At 44.2% G+C, this 19,410-nt stretch carries 19 protein-coding genes; 10 read left to right on the forward strand and 9 right to left on the reverse strand.

The annotated features are described in order from the left end of the window. Positions 1–33: 33 nt before the first annotated feature. Positions 34–1,248 (reverse strand): DNA-binding transcriptional regulator NagC, encoded by a 1,215-nt coding sequence (gene nagC, locus LMH68_RS12170; RefSeq protein WP_017062194.1) that lies wholly within the window; start codon positions 1,246–1,248, stop codon positions 34–36. A gap of 2 nt (positions 1,249–1,250) precedes the next feature. Beyond that, positions 1,251–2,387 carry an N-acetylglucosamine-6-phosphate deacetylase gene (gene nagA, locus LMH68_RS12175; RefSeq protein WP_017062193.1) on the reverse strand — a complete coding sequence of 379 codons (1,137 nt, stop codon included), beginning with the start codon at positions 2,385–2,387 and terminating at the stop codon, positions 1,251–1,253. 475 nt (positions 2,388–2,862) lie between these two features. Between nagA and nagE the strand changes: the two genes are divergently transcribed. Both nagE and glnS read left to right on the forward strand, forming a co-directional pair. After that, entirely contained in the window at positions 2,863–4,413 is a 1,551-nt protein-coding gene (gene nagE, locus LMH68_RS12180; RefSeq protein WP_032545860.1) for an N-acetylglucosamine-specific PTS transporter subunit IIBC, read from the forward strand. Positions 4,414–4,712: 299 nt separating this feature from the next. After that, positions 4,713–6,380, forward strand: coding sequence for a glutamine--tRNA ligase (gene glnS / locus LMH68_RS12185; protein ID WP_229647132.1), 1,668 nt, complete (start codon positions 4,713–4,715; stop codon positions 6,378–6,380). Between the two features lie 132 nt (positions 6,381–6,512). Here glnS and LMH68_RS12190 read toward each other — a convergent pair whose 3' ends face one another. Further along, positions 6,513–7,130 carry a prepilin-type N-terminal cleavage/methylation domain-containing protein gene (locus LMH68_RS12190; RefSeq protein ID WP_229647131.1) on the reverse strand — a complete coding sequence of 206 codons (618 nt, stop codon included), beginning with the start codon at positions 7,128–7,130 and terminating at the stop codon, positions 6,513–6,515. Between the two features lie 57 nt (positions 7,131–7,187). Beyond that, positions 7,188–7,634, reverse strand: a complete 447-nt coding sequence (fcrX, locus tag LMH68_RS12195) for a ferric iron uptake transcriptional regulator FcrX (protein ID WP_017061956.1) — start codon at positions 7,632–7,634, stop codon at positions 7,188–7,190. A 207-nt stretch (positions 7,635–7,841) separates the two neighbouring features. Here fcrX and LMH68_RS12200 point away from each other — a divergent pair, with 207 nt between their 5' ends. Further along, positions 7,842–8,348 (forward strand): DUF4442 domain-containing protein, encoded by a 507-nt coding sequence (locus LMH68_RS12200; RefSeq protein WP_017061955.1) that lies wholly within the window; start codon positions 7,842–7,844, stop codon positions 8,346–8,348. Positions 8,349–8,444: 96 nt separating this feature from the next. On the opposite strand, the gene fldA is transcribed toward LMH68_RS12200, so the two are convergent. The 3 genes from fldA to LMH68_RS12215 all read right to left on the reverse strand — a co-directional run bounded on the left by fldA (position 8,445) and on the right by LMH68_RS12215 (position 10,124). Next, positions 8,445–8,978 (reverse strand): flavodoxin FldA, encoded by a 534-nt coding sequence (gene fldA, locus LMH68_RS12205; protein WP_010436745.1) that lies wholly within the window; start codon positions 8,976–8,978, stop codon positions 8,445–8,447. Between the two features lie 58 nt (positions 8,979–9,036). After that, positions 9,037–9,255: a DUF2788 domain-containing protein gene (locus tag LMH68_RS12210; protein WP_004737900.1), complete on the reverse strand. Its 219-nt coding sequence runs from the start codon at positions 9,253–9,255 to the stop codon at positions 9,037–9,039. Positions 9,256–9,362: 107 nt separating this feature from the next. Continuing rightward, positions 9,363–10,124, reverse strand: coding sequence for an alpha/beta fold hydrolase (locus LMH68_RS12215; RefSeq protein WP_017061954.1), 762 nt, complete (start codon positions 10,122–10,124; stop codon positions 9,363–9,365). Positions 10,125–10,217: 93 nt separating this feature from the next. Between LMH68_RS12215 and seqA the strand changes: the two genes are divergently transcribed. Beyond that, positions 10,218–10,757 carry a replication initiation negative regulator SeqA gene (gene seqA / locus LMH68_RS12220; protein ID WP_017061953.1) on the forward strand — a complete coding sequence of 180 codons (540 nt, stop codon included), beginning with the start codon at positions 10,218–10,220 and terminating at the stop codon, positions 10,755–10,757. 92 nt (positions 10,758–10,849) lie between these two features. After that, entirely contained in the window at positions 10,850–12,496 is a 1,647-nt protein-coding gene (pgm, locus tag LMH68_RS12225; protein WP_017061952.1) for a phosphoglucomutase (alpha-D-glucose-1,6-bisphosphate-dependent), read from the forward strand. Between the two features lie 122 nt (positions 12,497–12,618). Here the strand turns inward: pgm and LMH68_RS12230 are convergent, their stop codons facing one another. Next, positions 12,619–13,377, reverse strand: a complete 759-nt coding sequence (locus LMH68_RS12230) for a DUF1853 family protein (RefSeq protein WP_017061951.1) — start codon at positions 13,375–13,377, stop codon at positions 12,619–12,621. 90 nt (positions 13,378–13,467) lie between these two features. Between LMH68_RS12230 and LMH68_RS12235 the strand changes: the two genes are divergently transcribed. Next, positions 13,468–14,226, forward strand: a complete 759-nt coding sequence (locus tag LMH68_RS12235; protein ID WP_229647130.1) for a Nif3-like dinuclear metal center hexameric protein — start codon at positions 13,468–13,470, stop codon at positions 14,224–14,226. A gap of 248 nt (positions 14,227–14,474) precedes the next feature. On the opposite strand, the gene LMH68_RS12240 is transcribed toward LMH68_RS12235, so the two are convergent. Then, positions 14,475–15,764: a citrate synthase gene (locus LMH68_RS12240; protein WP_017061949.1), complete on the reverse strand. Its 1,290-nt coding sequence runs from the start codon at positions 15,762–15,764 to the stop codon at positions 14,475–14,477. Positions 15,765–16,181: 417 nt separating this feature from the next. Between LMH68_RS12240 and sdhC the strand changes: the two genes are divergently transcribed. Genes sdhC through LMH68_RS12260 form a run of 4 tightly spaced genes read left to right on the forward strand, consistent with a single transcriptional unit; the run spans position 16,182 to position 19,408 of the window. Continuing rightward, entirely contained in the window at positions 16,182–16,574 is a 393-nt protein-coding gene (sdhC, locus tag LMH68_RS12245) for a succinate dehydrogenase cytochrome b556 subunit (protein ID WP_017061948.1), read from the forward strand. Further along, the gene (gene sdhD / locus LMH68_RS12250) at positions 16,568–16,915 is read left to right on the forward strand and encodes a succinate dehydrogenase, hydrophobic membrane anchor protein (protein WP_010436768.1); all 348 of its coding nucleotides are present in this window, start codon (positions 16,568–16,570) and stop codon (positions 16,913–16,915) included. Before sdhC ends, sdhD begins: the two co-directional genes overlap by 7 nt. Then, the gene (gene sdhA / locus LMH68_RS12255) at positions 16,916–18,682 is read left to right on the forward strand and encodes a succinate dehydrogenase flavoprotein subunit (protein ID WP_017061947.1); all 1,767 of its coding nucleotides are present in this window, start codon (positions 16,916–16,918) and stop codon (positions 18,680–18,682) included. Between the two features lie 12 nt (positions 18,683–18,694). Continuing rightward, positions 18,695–19,408 (forward strand): succinate dehydrogenase iron-sulfur subunit, encoded by a 714-nt coding sequence (locus LMH68_RS12260; RefSeq protein WP_010436773.1) that lies wholly within the window; start codon positions 18,695–18,697, stop codon positions 19,406–19,408. The last annotated feature ends 2 nt before the right edge of the window (positions 19,409–19,410 follow it).

Raw genomic sequence — 19,410 nt, forward strand, 5'->3', positions numbered from 1 at the left:
AACACGGCCCGCGGAAAATCAGAATTGTTTTCTCTAGTCTTCGAGAAGCTTCTGCAGTAACACGCCGTTAAGCATGGCGCGCTTAATCATAGCAAAAGCTCCCATCGTAGGATGTTTATCGATCTGTGATGCTACAATAGGCAGGCCGCTATGGAAAGTCGTTAACGACTGATTCTCTACATTGCGCTTAATTGCAGGAAAAACAATCTCTTGTGCCTTGGTAATATCACCAGCAATGATAACTTTTTGAGGGTTAAATAAGTTAATCGTCATCGCGATAGCCTTACCTAACTGGTTTCCTACTCGAACTAAGCTTTGCTTGGCTAGCTCATCACCATTAATCGCGTGGTCACAAACGTCTTGAATCGTAATATGCTCAAGCTCTGTTAAAGAAGACTCATAGCCTTGTTTAATCAGCTTCTGCACGCGTTCAACGATAGCTGGGTTTGCCGCTACTGTTTCAAGACAGCCGAAGTTACCACATTGGCATTGCTCGCCTAGCGGATCAATTTGGATATGACCAATTTCACCCACATTACGGTTATGACCTAGGAAAACCTGACCATTAACGATAATACCTGCACCTGTACCACGGTGAACACTGACCAAAATAGAATCTTGGCTATCTTTACTTGCACCGAAGTAGTGCTCAGCAAGCGCCATTCCACGAACATCGTTACCAACAAAACAAGCAACATGGAATGTATCGCGAATAATGTCGCTTAATGCGAGGTTATCGATGTCGGTATTCGGCATGTACTCAACAACACCGGTCGTTGGGTTAACCAAGCCTGGAAGCGTGACACCAATAGCAATCAGTTGATCGATCTTTGGTTGATGCTCAGCAATGAAAGCTTTGAGGTTATTGACCAAGCCTTGGGTAAGGTCTGATTGGTCTGAATAATTCAGGTCTTGCTGTTGGAAAGCCAATTCACGACCACCAAGGTCATGCAGGCTTATTTGAATGTAGTCTCGACCCAAACGCACAGCAACAGAATGAAAAGGCTCTACTTCTGTGGTTAGGGAGATAGCGCGTCTACCGCCAGTAGACGCTTGCTGCGCAACCTCTTTAATTAGGCCGCGCTCTAAAAGTTGGCGGGTAATTTTTGTAACACTTGCCGGTGCGAGTTGGCTTACATCAGCCACTTGTATACGACTGATAGGTCCCTGTTGGTCTATAAGTCGGTATACCGCCGCACTGTTTAGTTGTTTAACTAAGTCTACGTTACCTATTTGTCCGCCATTCATACTTAATTGTGCTCGTATTGTCCGTTAACAACAGTCGCTTTAACGTTAAAGTCTCGGTCAAATACAGCTAGGTTTGCAACCATGCCTTTTTTGATTCGACCTAGCTTGCTTTCTACACCGATAGCCGTAGCTGGGTATAGCGTAGCCATGCGAAGAGCTTCGTCTAAAGCGATACCAGCGTGCTCAACTGTATTCTGAACTGCTTCAATCATAGTCAGAGCTGAGCCGCCCAGTGTGCCGTTTTCATCAACACACTTACCATCACGGTAATATACTTTCTTACCGACAAAAATAAAGTATTCCATGTCAGCACCTGCAGGAGCTGTGGCATCCGTCACTAATACCAACTTTTCTCCCTTGATTTTATGCGCAATTCTGATGTTTGCGTAATCAACGTGGAAGCCGTCGGCAATAATGCCAGCGTAAACCTCAGGAGTATCGTAAATCGCGCCAACAACGCCAGGCTCACGACCAACCATCGGCGTCATTGCATTGAACAGGTGAGTGGCGAACGTGATACCAGATTCGAAACCTTGACGCGCTTCTGCGTAAGTTGCGTTGGTGTGGCCGATAGAAACGACAACGCCGGCTTTGTGCAGGCGTTCGATGTGTTCAGGGTCGTTAAGCTCTGGAGCCAATGTTACTTTTGCAACAAGGTCACGGTTCTCACAGATAAGCTCAATCATTTCGTTGTCAGATTTACGAATGTGATCGACGCTATGGATGCCTTTTTTCGCAACGTTTAGGTAAGGGCCTTCAAGGTGCAGACCTAAAGATTGGTTTTGGTACTGGTTATGGTATTCACGAGCTGCCGTAATAACCGCACGCATATCTTCGTCTGAAGAGGTGATAAGCGTTGGTAGGAAGCTAGTACAGCCAGATTTCAGGTTTGCTTTGTGCATGATCTGCATGGTTTCTGCAGTGATCTCATCGTTAAGCATTACACCGCCACAACCATTCAGTTGTAGGTCAATGAAACCTGGGCTTAGGTTTGCTCCGTCTAGGTCGCGAAGCTCGATTCCTTCTGGCAATTCAGAGATAGGACAGACTTTTTTGATCAGTTCGTTTTCGATTACAACAGCATGATCGGTTAGAACATCACTACCAGTGTAAATTTTACAGTTACTTAGCGCGTACATAGTCAGCTAATCCTTATTTCGTGAGATCTTTTAAATTCGTTCGTTACCTAAATGCGGACTTAGTTTGCGAGCATCATTTACGTAACGATTTATCTTTTATGGGCAAACGGCTTCAAAATGATAAGCGATTTAAGTTGTTGAAAAACATATGAACAATTGATTTTTATTATACATTTAGGTTCATCAATAATGATTATTCACGGTGCTCTATAAGCCCGGAGTTACCATCTTTTTGCCTAATGATTAGATTTGGATTTTATCCATAAATGTTCATTTTTTTGAATGATAAAATAAGTTTTATGATCTCGCTAGCAAAAACCTCTGGATTTGGTAAAAACTGGTGATTAGGATCACAAATGGTAAGGTTTTAATTTGCGGAGCAAAATTAATTGAATACACTGAATAGGACTAAATTGAGCGACTAAAATAAGTTTCTCAAACGAATTCTAAAAAATCCTATAGGGGGAAACAACTGGTGAATATTCTAGGATATGCGCAGAAGCTTGGTAAGGCGTTAATGCTACCAATCGCAACGCTTCCGATTGCGGCATTGCTGCTACGTCTGGGTCAACCAGACTTACTCGATATCGCATTCATGGCATCTGCTGGTAACGCAATCTTCAGTCAACTACCATTATTGTTTGGTTTGGGTATAGCTATTGGTCTTTCTAAAGACGGTAACGGCGCAGCAGGTCTTGCTGGTGCAGTTGCTTACTTTGTTCTGACAGCAACCGCAACAAACATCGATGCTAGTGTAAATATGTCATTCTTCGGCGGTATCTTTGCAGGTATCATCGCAGGTCACTCTTACAATGCATTCCACGCGACTCGTCTTCCAGAGTGGCTAGCATTCTTCTCTGGCAAACGTCTAGTTCCTATTATGGCTGGTCTATTTGCTCTAGTTGCTGGCGCAATCTTTGGTGTTGTATGGCCTGCTGTTCAATCTGGTCTAGATGCACTTGCTCACGCAGTTTCAACGTCTGGCGCTATCGGTCAATTTGTTTACGGTACTCTTAACCGTGCACTTATCCCAGTAGGTCTACACCATGTACTGAACTCGTACTTCTGGTTCGGTATGGGCTCTTGTCAAGAGATTGTAGTTGCTGCAGAAGGCTTCTCTCAACTTTGTGTTGACCCTGCACTAGCTAAAACTTTAGTTGTTGGTCAAGAGTACACATTTGAATTTGCTAACTCAGTTAACCCAGAAATTGTTGCAACTGTTAAAGAAGTAACTGAAACAGTTAAATCTGGCGACCTACACCGTTTCTTCGGCGGCGATAAAGGCGCTGGCGTATTCATGAACGGTTTCTTCCCAGTAATGATGTTCGGTCTACCAGGTGCTGCACTTGCAATGTACCTAGCTGCTCCTGCTGAAAAACGTAGCCAAGTTGGTGGCGCACTATTCTCAGTTGCATTCTGTTCATTCCTAACAGGTATCACAGAGCCGCTAGAATTCATGTTCGTATTCCTAGCTCCTGCTCTATACGCAATGCACGCTGTATTTACAGGTTTGTCTCTAGTAGTTGCTAACATGTTTGGTACTCTGCACGGTTTCGGTTTCTCTGCTGGTCTTATCGACTTCGTATTGAACTGGGGTCTAGCAACTAAACCATTCGTACTACTACTAATCGGTCTTGGCTTCGGTGCTCTATACTTCTTCACTTTCTCTTTCGCAATCCGCGCTTTCAACTTGAAATCGCCAGGTCGTGAAGATGATGACGAAGCTGTTGCAGCTCCTGCTGGCGAAGCACCAAAGGGCGACCTTGCACGTCAATACCTTAAAGCTCTAGGTGGTCACGACAACCTAACTTCAATCGACGCTTGTATCACTCGTCTACGTCTAACTCTTAAAGACCGCTCTGTTGCAGATGAAGTTGTTCTTAAGAAACTTGGTGCTAAAGGTGTGGTTAAACTAGGTGAAAACAACCTACAGGTTATCCTAGGCCCACTAGCTGAAATCGTAGCTGGCGAAATGAAAGCTATTGGTGCAGGCGAAGACCTATCTGATGTAAAACTTCCACAGTAAGGGAAGTACTTAGTTAAGACGTAAAGTTACTCTTAAGTAAGTGTCAAATTGAAAGCCTCCCACATGGGAGGCTTTTTTGTGCCTGCAGTTTAAGACCAGCGAACACGGTTCGTTCTATTCTTCATCGAATAGCAGAAATAATCGCAATTAACGGACGGTTCTTATTGTGCAAAGGCTAAGAATTGTGGATGATTAGCAACAATGATCTTTCTATCTTTGACTGGCGCTATAAGCGACCGTTTTCTTGGGGACGAAAGATAACTTTCTCTGACAATACTAAATACATAGAGGTGCTATAGATGAGTGAAGCTGAGGCTCGTCCATCGAATTTCATTCGCCAAATTATTGATAAAGATTTAGCGGATGGTACACACAGTAGCGTGCATACTCGTTTCCCGCCGGAGCCAAATGGCTACCTGCACATTGGTCACGCTAAATCTATTTGCTTGAACTTTGGTATTGCTCAGGACTACCAGGGAAAATGTAATCTTCGTTTCGATGATACAAACCCTGAAAAAGAAGACGTTGAATACGTTGAGTCAATTAAGAATGATGTAAGCTGGTTAGGCTTCGAATGGTCTGGTGATATTTGTTACTCATCAAACTACTTCGATACGCTTTATGCTTATGCTGTGGAATTAATTAATAAAGGCTTAGCGTATGTTGACGAGCTAAGTCCTGATCAAATCCGTGAGTACCGTGGCACGCTAAAAGAGCCTGGTAAAGCGAGCCCATACCGTGACCGCAGCCCTGAAGAGAACCTAGCGTTGTTTGAAAAAATGCGTGAAGGTGGCTTTGAAGAAGGTAAAGCGTGTCTACGTGCTAAGATCGACATGAGCTCTTCGTTCATGGTTATGCGCGATCCTGTTATCTACCGTGTTCGTTTTGCTCACCACCATCAAACGGCTGACAAGTGGTGCATTTACCCAATGTACGACTTTACTCACTGTATCTCTGATGCGCTGGAAGGTATTACGCACTCTATCTGTACGCTTGAATTCCAAGATAACCGTCGTTTGTACGATTGGGTTCTAGATAACATCACGATTGACTGCCAACCTCGTCAGTACGAGTTTAGCCGCCTGAATCTTGAATATACAGTGATGTCTAAGCGTAAGCTGAACCAACTTGTGGTTGAAAACCTAGTTCAAGGTTGGGATGACCCACGCATGCCTACTATTTCTGGCCTACGTCGTCGTGGTTTTACTTCAAGCTCGATTCGTGAATTCTGTAAGCGTATTGGTGTAACTAAGCAAGAGAACATGATTGAGTTCGGTTCACTTGAATCTTGCATCCGTGATGATCTGAACGAAAATGCACCTCGTGCAATGGCTGTTCTGGATCCAGTTAAGATCGTTATCGAAAACTACGAAGCAGATACAGTAGAAACGCTAACGGTTGCAAACCACCCGAACAAGCCAGAAATGGGTACTCGTGAAGTTCCATTTACACGCGAAGTTTGGATCGAACGTGACGACTTCCGTGAAGAAGCAAACAAAAAGTACAAGCGTTTGGTTCTAGGTAAAGAAGTTCGCCTGCGTGGTGCTTACGTGATCAAAGCTGAACGTATCGAAAAAGATGCAGAAGGCAACATTACGACTATCTTCTGTTCTTACGACAATGAAACATTGGGTAAGAACCCTGCAGATGGCCGCAAAGTGAAAGGCGTTATCCACTGGGTATCGGCTGATAAAGCACTGCCTGCTGAGATTCGTTTGTACGATCGTCTATTCACAGTGCCAAACCCAGCCGCTGCTGATGACTTCGCTGCAACGCTAAACCCTGAATCACTTGTTACGCTAAATGGTTTTGTTGAACCTAGCTTAGCAGAAGGTGTGGCAGAGCAAGCGTACCAGTTTGAACGTACAGGTTACTTCTGTGTGGATTCGAAAGACTCTAAAGCAGATGCACTAGTCTTCAACCGCACGGTTGGTCTACGTGACACATGGGGTAAAACTGAAGCTTAATGCTTGAGTATTTAGTTTGTTAAAAACGACCCAATAAAAAACCGGCTTAGGGCCGGTTTTTTTGTGTCTTAAATTTGATTACCAAGGTGTTTCTAGTGACCAACTAGCGTTTTAAGCACTAGAGCCAGAGTTTTAGGGATTATTAGGGTCTTGTTGGGTTACTTCACCCGTGCGTGAGTTATACCAGAAAACATAACCTGCATTACCAGGATCGCTGTCGAAATCGACTCCAGTGTAGATGAAGTAGCAAAGCGCGAGTTTGTTTTGAGGACTACCGTCTTTGGCAACAAAACTATGGTTTTGACGGCGGGTAATAAAATCAAAATTGTTGGACTGGTTCGGGTCTGTAGTAGCGGTCAGGTCGGTTGTCATAATGGCATTCCATATTGACACACACCCTTGGTCACCTTGACCTATGTTGTAAGGCTGCCCCATAGGGTTGCCTTTATCGACGCCGAGTGGGTAGCCGACGTCATTTATGTCCAATTGAGCATTGCAGTCTCCGTCTTCCCCAAAACCTGGCATGTCATTCATTTCAGCGTTGCCGCCGCCGCTGACCAGCCATTTACTGTGAGCAAACGTGATCGCAGTTTGAAATTGAGATTGAGCAGCGTCAAACAGAGCGATACGGCCATCGGTTTGAATGTTAAGAAAACGGGGAAGGGCAACAATAGCAAGCACTGCAATAATCACTACAACAACCAACATCTCAATTAAAGTAAAAGCCTTAACTAGCGGGATTCTTTTCATGGATACTTTATGATGCCCTATATAAAAAACGCCGGCCTAAGCCAGCGTTCTGTATTACTACTTCGCTTTATGCGCGTCTGGATTGCCTTTGCAATCTCCGTTAATGCTTTTGCCGTACAAGTACAAACTGTGGTTTGTTAGTTGCACGTTGTAACGCTGAGCAATCTCTTTCTGTCTTTCTTCGATGATGTCATCAGAGAATTCGATCACTTCGCCACAATCTAAACATACAAGGTGGTCGTGGTGGTGCTGTGTAGAAAGTTCAAATACAGACTTGCCGCCTTCGAAGTGGTGACGAGTTACAATGCCAGCGTCATCGAATTGGTTAAGTACTCGATAAACGGTTGCAAGACCGATTTCTTCACCTAGGTCGATCAGCTTCTTATATAAATCTTCAGCACTAATATGTTGGCAGTCTGGCTGTTGTAATACTTCTAAAATTTTGAGCCGTGGAAGGGTCACTTTAAGACCTGCATCTTTTAGCGCTTGATTATTGTCTGACATATACTTTCCTGTTGATGATCTGCAGCAATTAACAGAATTCAATATTAATACCATTATAGTTTAGTCAGGCATAACAATAAACCACGAACTTCAACGGGTTACTTACTGACATCACAATCTGTTTTGTAAATTGGAAGTATCTCACTTATAGTGGAGGTACGACCAGTCAAGGTGACGGTGTTTCTGATATGAACATGGAATGTTGTTATGAATAAGCAACTCGCAAAAATATATAAACCCAACATTGTAAAATTTGCTCTTAATATTTGGCCTCCCTTTTGGGGAGCGGGTATTCGAATAGCCCACATTAGCACTGACTTTAGGGTTGTTAAGACAGTACTTAAGCTACGCTGGTGGAATAAGAACGCCAATCGTACTCAATATGGCGGCAGTATCTTTTCTCTTACCGATCCCGTTTACTCATTGATGTTAATGGGAATTTTAGGTGAACGATATTATGTTTGGGATAAAGAAGCGAGCATTAACTTCATCAAGCCGGGGCAATCGGACTTGTATGCAGATTTTGAGATAAGGCAAGGGCAGCTTGACGATATCTATCGTCAGACGCAACTCGGTGAAAAGTGTTTCCCCGAATTTATTATTCACGTGAAAGATAAGCAGGGTAATGTGGTTTCAGAAATTCAACGCACCCTCTATGTAAGAAAGAAGCCGCAATTTAGAGATGATGATGAAGCATTAGAGGCTGAGTGCTAATTAATAGATTTTAAATAGCAAAAAACCTCCTATAAGGAGGTTTTTTCATATCTACATAATGGTTATTAACTGTAACAATTAACAACCACTAGAGAATTAGTCTTCTAGCTCTGCTAGGCACATCTCTTCGTGGATTTGTTTAACCCAGTTAGATACGCGCTCATCAGTTAGCTCAGGTTGACGGTCTTCATCGATACATAGACCAACGAATTGGCTGTCATCGCCTTCAACTAAACCTTTCGATGCTTCGAATTCGTAGCCTTCAGTTGATGTGTGACCTAGGATAGTACCGCCTTTCGCTTCAACGATGTCACGGATAGTACCCATAGCATCACAGAAGTATTCTGCGTAATCTTCTTGGTCGCCACAACCAAAGATAGCAACAAGCTTAGTTGAGAAATCAATAGCTTCTAGCTCTGGGAAAAAGTCATCCCAATCACATTGTGCTTCGCCGTAGTACCACGTAGGGATACCAAGCAGCAGTAGATCGAAGTTATCGATATCTTCTTTGCTGCTTTTTGCAATGTCTTGAACGTGAACGAGCTGTTTGCTCAATTGCTTTTGAATCATCTTAGCAACAGCTTCAGTGTTACCTGTATCGCTACCAAAGAAGAGACCTACACTTGCCATAGAATCATTACCTTTCATTTTGTCTGTTGTCGGTGTAATAAAGTTCGGAAGAGAATCGTTAGATCCCAGTTCCTTCCCAGCTTAGTTGGATTATCCCTTTGGCGATAAAACCCGCACAGCCAAGGAAAAGTACTAACCATACGATGCGACGACCAAATGGAGGAACATTTCCCTGCTTGAGAACGTCCTTAATTGCCATACCGATTAAAAAGAAAATCGCGGCAAACAGGAGATCTAAACCAACAGATTCGATGATGTTCATGTAGTCGTAAAGCATGGGAACCTTATATACCAATTTTGCTTGGGGCACTATATCACTGTTGTGAGATAAAGTTAATCTGCAGTAATTACACAGCTCTCATTTATCTGCACGAAAAAGCGCAGTTAAGCGATGAATTTTCTAATTGCTCTAAGTACTTCTGCTGGTTTTTCAGCATGCAGCCAGTGACCTGTGTTGGCAATGACATGCGCTTTTGCGTTAGAAAATTGCTGCTGAACGGCTGCTTGATGTTCTGCGGTGAGGTAATCTGAATCCCCACCTTTAATGAGCAAGGTTTTGACCGAGGTTTTCTCGATCGGTTCCCAACCAATAATATGTGGGTAGTTGCTCAATAACGAAGCAACATTGAAGCGCCATTCCATGATGCCTTGCTCTGTTTTGAACAAAGATTTGGTTAAAAACTGGCGAACGCCATCGATCTCGATATGTTTTGCGAGAACCTTGAGTGCATCTGAGCGTGAAGTCGGCTCTTCTTCTATCACGGCTTGCAGGCCTGCGAATACGTTGTCGTGGCGACTCTGAGTGTACGCGACCGGAGCCATATCCAAGACAATCAATTTATGCAGCGCAAGATGTTGTGTCAGTGCCATCGCTACTTTGCCACCCATCGAGTGACCAATCACAGTGACGTCTTCTGACTTAAGATCATGCAGCAGTTGAGCCACGTCTTGTGCCATCGCTTGATAGTTATGAGTGTCACTATGGAAGGATTGACCGTGGTTGCGGAGATCGATACTAAGTACCTGATGATCGGCTTTTAGATCCCTAGCGAGCAAGCCAAGGTTGTCCAGATTACCGAATAATCCATGGATCAAAACAATGGTGTGACCCTCACCTTCAATTTTATAGTTGAGCTGTACTGACATTTTTATCTTATTCATGGTGGGTTTGACGTAGAGTATCCGCGCGGATCTCGCTATAATCCCCCAGAGTTTAAACATTGAGATTGTGAAAAGCGAATGAAAACAATTGAGGTTGATGAGGACCTATACCGTTTTATTGCGGGTCAGACAGAACGTATTGGCGAAAGCGCTTCAGATATTCTGCGCCGCTTGTTACAGGTTGATAGCCAAGGCATGGCTCCGATCGAAGAGATCGTTGAGCCAAAAGGTATCGTTGTTAGCAAAGAGGTAGGCTTTACTCCAGAGAAGTTCGATGGCGTTAAAGAAATGCGCTCACTACTAATATCAGATGAGTTTGCATCACTAAAGAAAGCCATTGATCGTTTCATGCTTGTGTTATCAACACTGCATAAAATCGACCCTTTAAGCTTTTCAGAAGCAACTCAAGTAAAAGGCCGTAAGCGCGTTTACTTTGCAGATAACGAAGCGACGTTGCTAGCAAACGGCAACACGACTAAGCCTAAAGCTATTCCACAAAGTCCTTTTTGGGTTATTACTAATAACAATACAAGCCGAAAAAGACAGATGGTTGAGCAGCTTATGAGCCGCATGAATTTCCAAGCAGAATTGATAGAAAAAGTAACAGGTTCAATTTAACGAAATCTGATTTAAACCTCATAATATCCATGGATAAGAAGATATTATGAGGTTTTTTTGTTTTAAAATTTTATATATAAGGATGTCGAAAAATGGCTATGCACCCTCGTGCTGGGCAGAAAGCTCAGCAGGAAGATCTTCATAATATCCCGGCTTTAGTTGCTAACTATTTCTTACAGCAACCGGATGCTACGAACCCAGATCATAAAGTACTTTTCGGTACTTCAGGTCACCGCGGTACAGCAGACAAATCAACATTTAACGAAAACCACATTCTAGCAATTGCACAAGCGGTTGCTGAAGTTCGTGCCGAGCAAGGTACAACTGGCCCTCTTTTCTTAGGTAAAGATACTCACGCTCTATCTGAGCCTGCGTTCTCTACGGTTATCGAAGTGCTTGTAGCGAACGGTGTTGAAGTTATTATTCAAGAAAACAACGGCTTTACTCCAACACCTGGTATCTCGCACGCGATTCTTACGCACAACCTAGTGAATGACAAAAAAGCCGACGGCATTGTTATCACGCCTTCACATAACCCACCTCAAGACGGCGGTATTAAATACAACCCGACACACGGTGGCCCAGCTGAAGCTGAACTGACTCAAGCGATTGAAGACCGTGCGAACGTGATCATTGCTGAGCAAATGCAAGGTGTTAAGCGTACGCCTATCGCACAGGCTAAACAGTCTGAGCTAGTAAAAGAAGTTGACCTAGTCGCGCCATACGTCGCTGATTTGGTTAACGTCGTGGATATGGAAGCGATCCAGAAAGCAAACATCAAGATTGGTGTTGATCCACTGGGTGGCAGCGGTATTGATTACTGGCGTCAAATTGGTAAAGCGTACAATCTAGATCTTACTCTGGTAAGTGAAGCGGTTGACCCTTCATTCCAATTCATGTCTCTAGATAAAGATGGCGTAGTTCGTATGGACTGTTCTTCTCCATACGCAATGGCAGGCTTACTGGCGCTTAAAGACGAGTACGCTCTAGCATTTGGTAACGACCCAGATTACGATCGCCACGGTATCGTGACACCTAAAGGTTTGATGAATCCAAACCACTTCTTAGCGGTTTGTATTGATTACCTATACCGTAACCGTGAAGGTTGGGGTAAAGACGTTGCTGTTGGTAAGACACTAGTATCAAGTGCATTAATCGATCGCGTAGTTTCTGACTTAGGTCGCGAACTTTGTGAAGTGCCAGTTGGTTTCAAATGGTTCGTTGATGGCTTATACAACGGCCAGTTTGGTTTTGGTGGCGAAGAGAGCGCAGGTGCTTCTTTCCTACGTAAAGACGGTACGCCTTGGTCAACAGATAAAGACGGCCTGATTCTTTGCTTGCTTGCGGCTGAGATCACAGCAGTGACAGGTAAGAACCCACAAGAATACTACGAAGAACTTGCCGCTAAACACGGTGAATCTAAGTACAACCGTATTCAAGCGGTAGCAAATGGTGCACAGAAAGACGTGCTGAAGAAACTATCTCCAGAGATGGTTTCTGCTGAGACGTTGGCTGGTGATGCAATTACTGCACGCTTAACACACGCTCCAGGTAACGGTGCTGCGATTGGTGGCTTGAAAGTGACAACTGAGAACGGCTGGTTTGCTGCGCGTCCATCAGGCACTGAAGACATCTACAAGATCTACTGTGAAAGCTTTAAGGGTGAAGAGCACCTGAAAGCAATCGAAGCAGAAGCTCAAGAGATTGTTAACCAAGTATTTGCAGCCGCTGGCCTATAATCGAATCTCGATTACTAGAGTTGCTAAGTAAATAGAAGAAGGGTTGATGTGAAAGCATCAACCCTTTTTGTTTGTGTTAGTTACGTATAAGCGGGAAAAGGTAACTGAGTTAGCTCAGACGACTAACCGTGTGGCCAACTTTGTGGCATCACAAACCAGAATTGCCCCGACTTTGTTTGCCCATGGACGAAGCGATCACCGAACTCGGTGATCGGCTGACTGCTGAAATCATCCGTCCCTGCTGCCCATTGCTCTTTGGTGAGTGGATACAGTGGTTCACTGATTAAATGAGCCTGATCTTGATAGCACCAAAAGCCGTTTACTTGGCTTGGGTTAATGTCATAGCCCAAGCATTTTGTCGGTATGTTTTGCTCTAAGAAAGGGTTGGTGTATAGACGGCCTTGCATCAGTAAGTGTTTTGAGTCGACATCGATTTCTGGATATTGCTCAACAAAGGCGGCAGAAGAGGACATTTCGAGTTGGTGGCTGAGCATCCTGTCGAGTTTCTTATCCAATTGGTCGTGAGAGTTGGGTCCAAACCATGTTTGTTCGTGGAGCAGATAAAACTTAATCGCCACTTCCCAATGTTCCAGCTTTTGGCTGCTCTCCTCTTTAAGAATAAAGTCGATTGCACCGAGAGTTCTGCCTTCCACATTGATCTGAATCTCGTCGTGCTTTATCGAGTAATTCGGTGAGGCAGCGATCACTTGCTCGCATAGATATTGGTAGAGGAAACCTAATCTAGGATTACCCTCATAAGTATGTGATGAGTCGATGGCATGGTTGCTAGAGAATGCACTGAGATCCGAAACCGGTGGCTTGATTTCTAGTAATGGCGGTGAGTCGATGACCCATTGGTAAAAACGTTGCAGTGCTGTCATCTCTTCCTCATAAACTCATCGTGGGGCTTTCGACATTCTACCCGTAAATTGATATAACGACGTTATTATAAAGGTAAGCTGGAAAGAAAAATGATTAACTTACAATTAGAAAAGCTACTTAACGAAAAACTGCAGCCACAGCAGATTAAAGATTACTGTCCTAATGGTCTTCAAGTTGAAGGCGCGACAGAAGTGAAGCGAATCGTTACTGGTGTAACAGCTTCTCAAGCCTTGATTGATAAAGCGGTAGAACTGAACGCAGACGCTTTGTTGGTTCATCACGGTTTCTTTTGGAAAGGTGAGTCAGAGGCAATTCGTGGCATGAAGGGCAAACGCATTCGCACTCTGATAAAGAATGACATTAACCTTTTGGGTTATCACTTACCTCTCGATATCCACCCTGAACTTGGTAACAACGCCAAACTCGCTGAACTGCTTGATATTGAAGTAGAAGGTGGCTTGGAAGGGCACCCACAATCGGTTGCTATGTTTGGTAGATTAAGAACACCAATGACAGGTACTGAATTCGCAGAAAAAATCGATCAAGCTCTAAATCGTAAACCACTGCATATCGCTCCAGAAAACCAAGACAAAATGATAACGACCGTCGGTTGGTGTACTGGTGGTGGTCAAGACTACATTGAGCTAGCGGCTTCTCAAGGCATTGATGCTTTTATTTCTGGTGAAATTTCTGAGCGCACTACTTACTCAGCACGCGAGCAAGACATTCATTATTTTGCTGCTGGCCACCACGCGACTGAGCGATACGGTGTAAAAGCGTTAGGTGAATGGTTAGCGGAAGAACATGGCTTGGATGTTGAGTTTATTGATATCGATAACCCAGTTTAAGAGCAGATGCGAGATAAGGGGTACGAGTCGAGTGTATGCGTCGTTCTCTAGAATTGAGCAGGTAACCTGTATAGTTTATCTGCTCGCTTAAGGAGATCCCCAACTCATTCGTCCCTCGTTCTTGGGGATGACGATATTATTTTATTCGTTCACTTCGCATTCTTGAGGATGACGGGGTTGAGAGCGTACAAAAGAAAAGGGGTTGATGTTCTCACATCAACCCCTTTTAACATTATGATTTATAGCAACTATTCACGTTCGTGAAGTGCTTTAAAGTCACGTTGTTCTTCACCAGTATATAGCTGACGAGGACGACCGATACGGTTCGTCGGATCGCTGTGCATTTCGTTCCAGTGAGCAATCCAACCGATGGTACGAGACATCGCGAAGATTACTGTAAACATAGATACTGGAATACCGATTGCTTTCAGAATGATACCTGAGTAGAAATCTACGTTCGGGTATAGCTTCTTAGAAACAAAGTACTCATCAGAAAGAGCGATACGCTCAAGTTCCATCGCTACGTCTAGTAGTGGATCTTGGATGTTTAGCTCTTTAAGCACTTCGTGACACGCTTCGCGCATTACTGTTGCACGTGGGTCGTAGTTCTTGTAAACACGGTGACCGAAGCCCATCAAACGGAATGGGTCATCTTTGTCTTTTGCTTTCGCAACGTATTCTTCAATGTTATCTACGCTACCGATCTCTTCAAGCATGCGCAGACAAGCTTCGTTTGCACCGCCGTGAGCTGGGCCCCAAAGTGATGCGATACCTGCTGCGATACACGCAAACGGGTTAGCACCAGATGAACCAGCAAGACGCACTGTAGACGTAGAAGCGTTCTGTTCGTGGTCAGCATGTAGAGTGAAAATCTTATCCATTGCACGAGCAACGATAGGGTTCACTTCATACTCTTCACATGGGTTTGCAAACATCATGTGTAAGAAGTTTTCTGCGTAGCCTAGGTCGTTACGTGGGTAGATAAACGGCTGACCGATTGAATATTTGTAACACATTGCAGCCAGTGTTGGCATTTTTGAAATCAGGCGGTATGCCGCAATTTCACGGTGTGTATCGTTGTTGACATCAAGTGAGTCGTGGTAGAACGCCGCTAGAGCGCCTACAACACCACACATTACAGCCATAGGGTGAGCGTCACGACGGAAGCCGTGGAAGAAACTAGCGATTTGCTCGTGCACCATAGTGTGACGTGTCACGGTAGTCTTGAACTTTTCGTACTCAGCTCGAGATGGGGCTTCACCGTAAAGAAGTATGTAACATACTTCTAAGTAATCAGCGTTATTGGCAAGTTGGTCGATTGGATAACCACGATGTAAAAGAATGCCTTTTCCACCGTCAATAAAAGTGATTTGAGACTCACAGGATGCAGTGGCAAGAAAACCAGGGTCAAAAGTGAAAAAACCATTAGAACCTAGTGTACGAACATCGATCACTGGAGTACCAAGTACACCTTCTGTAATCGGCAGCTCGATTGGCGCTTGACCTTCAATGTGAAGGGTAGCTTTCTTATCCGCCATAACAATCTCCTTTGTTTATTATTTAATCCGTCCAGGATGTTTATGTGCCATTTTTTTACTGGTCTTACGTGGGAAAGTCAATTTTTCTGAAGCTTTGTGTGCACTTGTTAGTGTTTTTTACATTAAATTCGTTAAAAATCTGGTCTGTGTAGCATTATTTGTTACATCAATTGTATTAGAATGTTGCCAGTCGTATAGTGACGCTGAAAAGTTTGGTTAAAACCTTATAAATGCAAGGCTAAGAAGAAATGTGAGGTGTCTTTCTTAATCGAGCAGTTAACAATTATTTTACAATTATCTAAGGCTCAACTTCAGTTATTTGTTAAGTTAATGTTAAATTTTGAAGGTTTACAATCAAATTTTGTCCATAACAATATCATAAGGTTATTTAATGACCATAATGCTCAATGGAGCTGAGTGAGCAAGCCCGTGAAAGAAAGAAAGACAAGACCTGTTAATTTAGATTTACAGACCATCCACTTTCCAATCACAGCAATAGCTTCCATCCTACACCGTGTGTCTGGGGTGATAACTTTTGTCGCGATTGGAATTTTGCTTTGGTTACTATCCATTTCCCTCTCATCCCCAGTAGGCTTTGCCGAAGCTAGCGACATTGTCGATGGTTTCTTCGTGAAGTTTATTCTGTGGGGCATTTTAACCGCTTTGGCTTACCACATTGCTGGTGGTATTCGTCACCTTCTTATGGACCTTGGTCACTTTGAAGAGCTGGAATCTGGCGCGAAGAGCGCTAAGGTTGCATTCGCAGCAACAGCGGTATTGTCTCTACTAGCGGGGATCTTAGTATGGTAAACAACGTTTCTACTTTTGGTCGTAATGGTGTCCACGATTATCTATTGATTCGTGCTACTGCCATCATTATGACGCTTTACACTATCTACCTAGTTAGCTTTTGTGCTTTCTCTGGTGATATCTCTTACGCATCTTGGACGCAATTCTTTGGTGGAACCTTCACTAAAGTCTTCACCATGTTAGCGCTTACTTCTGTTTTGGTTCACGCGTGGATCGGCCTATGGCAAGTACTAACTGACTACATCAAATGCGCAAAACTGCGTGTTGGTCTTCAAGTCGGTGTTGTTGCAGTTCTTCTTGGATATTTCTTCTCTGGTCTGTTTATTTTGTGGGGTGCGTAAGTGACTATTCCTGTTCGTGAGTTTGATGCCGTAGTGATCGGCGCTGGTGGTGCAGGTATGCGTGCCGCACTGCAAATTTCTGAGCAAGGCCTTTCTTGTGCATTGCTTTCTAAAGTTTTCCCTACTCGTTCTCATACGGTTTCAGCGCAAGGCGGCATCACTGTTGCTCTTGGTAACGCGCATGAAGACCATTGGGAACAACATATGTATGACACAGTAAAAGGTTCTGATTACATCGGTGACCAAGACGCTATCGAATACATGTGTAAAAACGGTCCTGAGTCGGTAATCGAACTCGAAAAAATGGGCCTGCCTTTCTCTCGTTTTGAGAACGGTACTATTTACCAGCGTCCTTTCGGTGGTCAATCTAAAAACTTTGGTGGTGAGCAAGCGGCTCGTACCGCAGCTGCAGCCGACCGTACTGGTCACGCACTGCTTCATACGCTTTACCAACAAAACATTAAACACAAAACGACGGTTTTCTCTGAGTGGTATGCACTGGATCTTGTTAAAAACGAAGATGGTGCAATTTTAGGTACTACCGCGCTTTGTATGGAAACGGGCGAGGTTTGCTACTTCAAAGCGAAGGCAACAATCCTTGCGACTGGTGGTGCTGGTCGTATCTACGCATCAACAACCAATGCACACATTAACACTGGTGACGGTGTTGGTATGGCGATTCGTGCTGGCGTTCCTATGCAAGACATCGAAATGTGGCAGTTCCACCCGACGGGTATCGCTGGTGCAGGTGTATTGGTAACGGAAGGTTGTCGTGGTGAAGGTGGTTACCTTCTCAATAAAGACGGCGAACGCTTCATGGAACGTTACGCACCAAACGCTAAAGACTTAGCGGGTCGTGATGTTGTTGCTCGTTCAATGATGGTTGAAATTCGTGAAGGTCGCGGTTGCGATGGCCCTTGGGGTCCACACATCAAGCTTAAGCTTGATCATCTAGGTAAAGAGACACTTGAATCTCGTCTTCCTGGTGTATGTGAACTTTCTCGTACCTTTGCTCACGTTGATCCAGTGAAAGAGCCAATCCCAGTAATCCCTACATGTCACTACATGATGGGTGGTGTTCCAACACAAGTTTCTGGTCAAGCTATTAAGCAAACCGAAGACGGCAACGATGTTGAAATCCAAGGTCTCTTTGCTTGTGGTGAAATCGCATCAGTATCAGTACATGGTGCCAACCGTCTAGGTGGTAACTCACTGCTTGATTTAGTGGTATTTGGTCGTGCGACAGGTCTACACCTAGGTGAGACACTGAAGAAGCAAGACGAAGCGAAACCTGCAACTGAAGCTGACATTGAGCGTTCACTAGAGCGTTACAACCGTTGGGAAAACAGCACAGACGGCGAAGATCCAGCGCAAATCCGTAAAGATCTTCAGCAATGTATGCAGAACAACTTCTCAGTATTCCGTGAAGGCAAAGCAATGGCTGAAGGCCTAGAAGAGCTAAAAGCGATTCGCGAGCGTCTGAAAAATGCACACCTATCTGATAAGTCTACAGAGTTCAACACTCAACGTATCGAGTGTCTAGAGCTTGAAAACTTGATGGAAACGGCATTCGCAACGGCTGTTGCTGCAAATTTCCGTACAGAGAGCCGTGGCGCACACGCTCGATTCGATTTCCCTGACCGTGATGATGAGCAATGGCTATGCCACTCACTTTACAACCCAGAGTCAGAGAGCATGACTAAGCGTGGTGTAAACATGGAACCTATCCATCGTGAAGCGTTCCCACCAAAAGCACGTACGTACTAAGGAGATATGACCATGAAACTGAATTTCTCTTTATATCGTTACAATCCAGATGTCGACCAGAAACCTTATATGAAGGAATACACTCTAGAAGTGGATGAAGGTTCAGACATGATGCTTTTGGATGCGCTTATTCTGTTGAAAGAGCAAGATCCAACAATCTCATTCCGTCGCTCATGCCGTGAAGGTGTATGTGGCTCGGATGGTTTGAACATGAACGGTAAAAATGGCCTAGCGTGTATCACGCCATTGTCTGCGCTTTCGGGCCAAGACAAGATTGTGATTCGCCCACTGCCTGGCTTACCCGTTGTTCGTGACCTGATTGTAGACATGACTCAGTTCTACGATAACTACGAAAAAGTGAAGCCATTCTTAGTGTCTGATGGCAATGTGCCACCGGCTCGTGAAAACTTACAAAGCCCTGATGAGCGTGCTCATTTAGATGGATTGTACGAATGTATCATGTGTGCATGTTGTACAACGTCATGCCCATCATTCTGGTGGAACCCTGACAAATTCATCGGACCAGCAGGCCTGCTTGCAGCGTACCGTTGGCTAATTGATAGCCGAGATACAGCGACAGACGAACGTTTGTCCGATCTTGATGATGCATTTAGCGTTTTTCGTTGCCATGGCATCATGAATTGTGTAAGTGTTTGTCCTAAGGGATTAAATCCGACGAAAGCGATTGGTCACATCAAGACCATGCTAGTGAATCGTTCGGTTTAAGT

It is taken from the genome of Vibrio sp. F13, from assembly GCF_020806305.2.
Classification (GTDB): Bacteria; Pseudomonadota; Gammaproteobacteria; order Enterobacterales; family Vibrionaceae; genus Vibrio; species Vibrio crassostreae_C.